The sequence below is a fragment of the Streptomyces adustus genome, from assembly GCF_009377175.1.
Taxonomy (GTDB): domain Bacteria; phylum Actinomycetota; class Actinomycetes; order Streptomycetales; family Streptomycetaceae; genus Streptomyces; species Streptomyces adustus.
Genome location: NZ_VJZD01000392.1, coordinates 1 through 5618, shown reverse-complemented (window position 1 = coordinate 5618; position 5618 = coordinate 1). Strand labels below are relative to the sequence as shown.

At 72.2% G+C, this 5618-nt stretch carries 6 protein-coding genes; 1 reads left to right on the top strand and 5 read right to left on the bottom strand.

The window, feature by feature from the left end; all coding sequences use genetic code 11:
* Together FNH09_RS44090 and FNH09_RS44085 are read right to left on the bottom strand one after the other, a co-directional pair.
* Window positions 1-995 (bottom strand): NAD(+)/NADH kinase (locus FNH09_RS44090; RefSeq protein WP_162470024.1); only part of this gene is annotated, 995 nt, incomplete at its 3' end.
* Window positions 996-1174: 179 nt separating this feature from the next.
* A complete protein-coding gene (locus FNH09_RS44085; protein ID WP_162470023.1) occupies window positions 1175-1675 on the bottom strand; it encodes a hotdog fold thioesterase in 501 nt (166 codons plus the stop codon).
* Window positions 1676-1974: 299 nt separating this feature from the next.
* On the opposite strand from FNH09_RS44085, the gene FNH09_RS44080 reads away from it, so the two are divergent.
* Window positions 1975-2652: a BlaI/MecI/CopY family transcriptional regulator gene (locus FNH09_RS44080; protein ID WP_152895492.1), complete on the top strand. Its 678-nt coding sequence runs from the start codon at window positions 1975-1977 to the stop codon at window positions 2650-2652.
* Window positions 2653-2663: 11 nt separating this feature from the next.
* Here FNH09_RS44080 and FNH09_RS44075 read toward each other — a convergent pair whose 3' ends face one another.
* The 3 genes from FNH09_RS44075 to FNH09_RS44065 form a co-directional block, all read right to left on the bottom strand.
* Window positions 2664-3050, bottom strand: a complete 387-nt coding sequence (locus FNH09_RS44075; protein WP_152895491.1) for a hypothetical protein — start codon at window positions 3048-3050, stop codon at window positions 2664-2666.
* 98 nt (window positions 3051-3148) lie between these two features.
* On the bottom strand, window positions 3149-4066 hold the full coding sequence (locus tag FNH09_RS44070; protein ID WP_152895490.1) for an SGNH/GDSL hydrolase family protein: 918 nt from the start codon (window positions 4064-4066) through the stop codon (window positions 3149-3151).
* Between the two features lie 212 nt (window positions 4067-4278).
* On the bottom strand, window positions 4279-5124 hold the full coding sequence (locus FNH09_RS44065) for a chitosanase (RefSeq protein WP_162470022.1): 846 nt from the start codon (window positions 5122-5124) through the stop codon (window positions 4279-4281).
* Between the last annotated feature and the right edge of the window lie 494 nt (window positions 5125-5618).

Sequence of the window (5618 nt, the reverse complement as noted above, 5' to 3'; positions counted from 1 at the left end):
GGCCAGAGCGGGGCGGGGGTTCCGTCGGCCACCGCGGCCGGGGCGTCGGTGAGGTTCATGCGCTCCCGCAGCCGGCCGTAGAAGTCCATCGGGCCCAGCCGCACGGCCCGCAGCCGGTGCGGCGCCGCGTACACGCCGATCCAGTCCCCCGGGTCGAGCACGCCCCGCAACTGGCCGTCGATGCTGACGGCGGCCTGACCGGACCGTTCGAGCACGCGCAGGGCGATGGGTTCGTCGGGCGCGGCCACGACCGACCGGTTGAACGCCATGTGCGGGGCGACGGGCGTGAACACGAGCCCCTCGGCGCGGGGCGAGACCACGGGACCGCCGGCGGCGAAGCTGTAGGCCGTCGAGCCGGTCGGGGTCGCCACCAGCAGCGCGTCGGCCGAGTAGGACGCCAGCAGCCGGCCGGCGATGTAGACGCCGACCGACACCTGCCGGTCTCTCGCCAGTTTCTCCACGACGACGTCGTTGAGCGCCGCGACGTTCAGCGCGATGCCCCAGTCGTCACCGGCCTCGCAGTCGGTACGCACGCGTGGCGGCGGCAGCATCGGACCGCGCCCGTAGCGCATCAGCTCCTGCATGCCGGAGGGCACCTCCAGCGTGCGCGAGGCACGCAGGGTGAGCAGCATCCGGTTCTCGATCGTCAGCCGCTCCTCCCGTACGGCGTCCAGCGCCGCCCGCACCACGGTGACGGGAACCTCCGTCAGGAAGCCCACCCGTCCGAGGTCGACGCCCAGTACGAGGGCGTCGTGCTCGGCGGCCAGCCGGGCACCGCGCAGAAAGGTCCCGTCTCCGCCCAGGGTGACGATGAGGTCGGGGTCTCCCGCGGCCTCCACTTCCTCCTGGGCACTGTGGCGCCCGCCGTCCCGCCACACGTCGATGTCCGTGCACTGCACGTCGTGCTCGGCGCACCACTCGCGGACGGTCCGTGCGGCGTCCATGGCCGCCGAGCGCCCTCCGTGGACGACCATACCGACCCGACGCACCGTCACATCCGCCTCCGAGCCGAGTCTCCACGGCGGACGCGGCAGCCGTCCGCACCCGTACCGGCTGCCATCCTCACCGTGCGACGGCCCCGTACCGTCAACGCCACGCCGCCAGGTAACCCGAGACGTGTTGCGCCCAGTGCGCCCAGTGCGCCCCGCGCGGGTCCGGCCCCGCGGGGCGGCCCTCAGGCCTGCGGGGCGGACACCTCGAAGAGCATGCAGCTGCTGGTGGCGTGGGCGAGCAGACGGTCGGACGCGTCGATCAGCGTGGCCTCGGCCAGCGCGGTCCGGCGTCCGCCGTGCACGACCCTGCCTACGGCGCGGACCCGGCCGGTGTCCACCGTGATCCGCCGCAGGAACTTCACGGTCAGGTCGAGGGACGTGTACGCCATGCCGTGCGGCAGCGTGGAATGGACGGCACAGCCCGCCGCCGAGTCGAGCAGGGTGGCGTAGACACCGCCGTGGACGCTGCCGATCGGGTTGTAGTGCTCCTCGCCCGGCGTCAGCGAGAACACCACCCGCCCCGGCTCCACCTCGTCGAGCGAGAAGTCCACGGTCGCGAGGATGGGCGGCCCCGGCACCCGGCCCTCCTGCATGGCACGCAGGAAGTCGATACCGGCCTCGCGCGCGGCGGCCGCCGCGGTCACGCCGGGATCGTCCCACTCGTACGTACGTGTCCGTCCCACAGTGCACTGCCTCCCGATCTGACTTCGTGCCGCGAAGTTAGCTCTCGCGTCTGCTGACTGTCAACGGCGAAGCCAGGTGGTGTGACAGGGGTGACCCGAGTGCGTAGAGGCGATTCCCGGACATACGAGGTGGGCACGACACGCTGTCGCGTTCCGTACTATCTCTACTACCGGCTGTGCGGCCGTAATTGCCACTACTCTTACGGCACCAGCCCCAAGAGCAAGCACATTTGGTTCTGCATACGGCCACGACTTGCCGTCCCCGGGGCCGGAGGGCCCATGAAAGAGGTGTGAGCAGCATGTCCGAAACCACTACGGGCACGACCGGACTGACGTCGCAGTACGCCACCCAGGTGGCCGCCGACCTGGAACGCAACGTCAAGGAGCAGGAACGCCTTGCCGGTGAAATCGCCGCGCTCCAGGAGCAGTTGGCCACGATGCAACAGGATCACACCGTCCTGGTGAGCATCCGTCAGGTCCTCGGCGGCACGGCTGAGGCGGTGGAGACGCCGGCCGAGCCGGCGGTCGAAACGGTGGTCGAGACCGAGGCCGACACCGCGGCGGTGGTTCCGGCGCCGCGCAAGAAGACGGCCGACGCGACGGGCACCGGCCGGCGGACGCGGGAGGCGCGCAAGAGCTCCCCCGCGCGCGCCAAGGGCGCGCGGACGGCCCGCAAGAACGCGGCGCCCAAGGCGGAGGCGGCCACGGAGTCCGCCCAGCGCACCCTCGTCGACATCGTCCGCGCGCACCTGGTCGAGCAGCGCGAACCGCGCTCCGCCGCCGAGATCGCCACCACGCTGGGGCAGCAGCACCCCGAGCGCTCCGTCAAGACGACCGTCGTCCGCACGACACTCGAAGGACTGGTGGCCAAGAGCCACGCCCAGCGCACCAAGCAGGGCACGTCCGTGTACTACTCCGCGGCCGACACCCAGGAACCCGCCGCGGTGCCGGAGGCGTCCGCGGAGGAATCGGCCTGAGCCTCGCGTCTCTACGCGGAGCCGAGGCGAGGGCCGGGACGGCCGCCCGGCCGGGCGGTGCGTGCCAGCAGGACCGTGCCGCCGGCCGCCACCGCCAGGATCCCCGCCACCGCCAGGGTCCTCGCCGCGGCCGTCGCGCCGTCGGAGCGCCAGGACAGGACCGACCCGGAGGACACGGCGGAGAGCGCGGATCCGATGCTGAGCCAGGAACCGGCGGAGGCCACGCTGACGGCGGAGCCGAGGGAGCCGACCGACAGCACGCTGCCGACCGACCCCACGGACAGGGCGCTGCCCACGGAGCACACGGACAGGACCGAGTCCACCGACCCGATGGAGAGCACCGAGCCCTTCGACCACAGCGAGCCCCACGAGCGGTCGGTACGGGTGCGGATCGTCATGGGCCGATACTGCCAGAACCGGCGGCCGTACGCGCGCCGGCCGCGGACCCCGGCCCCGGCGGTCGGCGCAGCCCCCGGGACCGCCCGGACCGCGCCGGTCAGCGGTGCCCGCGGCCCGAGTCGAGGACCGCGGTCACCGCACGCGCCATGGCCTCCTCACCCTTGGCGTTGGGGTGGGCGGGAGCGGCCGGGGAGGCCGGCTGGAGGGGCTCGATCCAGCGGTCCGCCGGGGCCTTGCACATGTCGTGGCCGACCGTGGGCCCGTAGGTGTCCACGTACTCCGCGCGGTTCAGCAGGGCCACCAGACGCAGCATCAGGTTCAGGCGCTTGCCGGTGTCCCGCAGGTAGGGGAAGTCCTTCGCCGCGAACGGCACCGAGGGGTAGCAGCCGCTGCCGTCGTCGGGCAGCAGGTCCGGGTAGCCGACGACGAGCACCCGGGCGTGCGGCGCCCTGGCGTGCACCGCGCGCAGCACGGCGGCGACCTTGGGCATGGTGTCGAGGATGTTGAGCACCAACTGGTCGGTGCCGGAGGAGGCGTAGTAGCGCTGGCACGGGTTGCCGGTCACGTCCGTCGCGCCGAGCCGGGCACAGGTGGCGATGATGGACCCGAAGCCGACGTCGTTGCCGCCGATCTGCACCGTCACGAGGTCGGTGTCGTGCTGCACCGCGTCCAGCTGCGGGCCGTTCGTCCCCTGGGCCTTCCACATGTTCTCGGTCGTCGCGCCGCCGCAGCTCACGTCCTTGAACGCGGTCGTCCTGCGCGCCGCCGAGACGAGTGAGGGGTAGTTGTGGTCCGAGCGGGCGCAGTTCGCGTCCACCTGCCGGGGGATGAGCGGTCCCGAGGTGTAGGAGTCGCCGAGCGCCACGTACCGCGTGCCATGGCCGGTGTGCCGTCCGTCGGCCGAGGCCGGTGCGGCCGAGGCAAGGCCGAGGGCGCAGACGCCGAGCGCCGCTCCCAGGGCGGTGACGCGGCGGTGACGCGGGGCTGTTGCGGCCGGACTGCCGTGCTGCTTCATGGAGCGCTCCCCCAGATTCCAGGTCGGCGTGCCACACCGCGCCGTTGCGGTGTTCGCGCGTTCGACTCGGTTTGTATACCGGTCGGTACGTTGCCTGGACCAGAGGTCGGCACGAGTCAACTGGGCAGAGGGACGGGAAAGTTGCGCGGAGCGACCCGCCGACCGTGGTCGGCGGGTCGCTCACCCGGAGGTTCGGTCACTCGCTCGGACGTTCAGCCGATGTGGTAACTGTCGCCGTACACCTTCCAGTCCAGTGGCGGGTCGAGGTCGAGATTGCCCTTGCGCAGGAAGACACGCTGCTCGGTGTCGACCCGGCTGGTGTCGCTGTGCGCCTCCTCCTGCCGCATGGCCCACACCCGCGCGTCCAGGAAGGCGTTGAGGTACGCCGTCTCGTCGCCGCCCTGCGCGGGCGGCTTCGCCCGGCCCAGGGCACGCTTGCGGATGCTGCGGAACGAGGTGGGGTCGTCGCCGTCGCCGTGCATCACGATGGCGTCGTAGTAGGTGAACTGGCCCAGGGCGCGCAGTCCGTCGGACTTGCCCTGCCGGACCGCCGGGTTGAAGTACACCCGGTCGCGCTCGTCGTCCTGCGCCTGCTGGAAGCGCGAATCCTGGGCGGCCCTGCGCCAGTCGCCGGGGAAGGACGGGTCGAGTCCGTCGTGCGAGTCGGTGCCGTTCACCGCGCGCAGCGCCGGCAGGTACCGGGCGAGGACGTTGCCGGGCTTGCGGTCGGTGTAGAGCTGGACGAGGTCGAGCATGTCGCCGGTGCCGGAGCAGAACCCGATGATGCCCGCGGTGTAGCCGCGGCCGTCGCCGATGTCCTCGATGTACTTGTACTGCGCCTTCCAGTCGAGCGAGGAGTTCTCCGCGCTCGACACCAGTCGCATGGCGATCTCCTTCTTCGCCGGGTCGTCGAGGCCCGGGGCGGCCGCGGTCACGGGGCTCGCGGCGGCTCGGACGGAACCGAGCAGCGGCGCCGCCGCCAGGGCGCCGACCAGGGCGAGGGCCGTACGGCGGGAGACGACGGTGAGATCCGTCGTCCCGGAGGTTATGTGCTTCACGGGGACTCCAGTTGGAGGTGGGGGGTGGAGTTGGTCCGTACCTGATTGCACTGACAGGAAGGTTTACTATCAGATGCCGGACGAGACGGTAACCCGACCCGGAGCAGGTTCGTAGGATCGAACAAGTAGTGAACTCGCTTGCCACACAAGGGTGTTGACCGATGGCGGGCGTGGCCGAACGGAGCCGTACAGCCGCACGCGACAGGGGTCCGGCATGGCATGGATACGCGTCATCGGCGACGGGCGGCGGGAGCCGCCACCGCACCGGCCGGACGGAACGAGCGCGTCACGCCTGCGCGCGGCGGTGCGCGGCGGTGCGCGGGGACGCGCGGGGACGCCGTGATCCTCGCGAGGGCCGGGCCGGACGCGCCGGACACCGGACGGGCGTCGGCCGCCTACGCGACACCGCGCCGTCCGCGGGTGGCGCACCACGTACGCCCGATCGGCGCGGCGGTCAGGGCGGGCTCTGCCGTCCGCCGCCGTCGCCCTCCCCC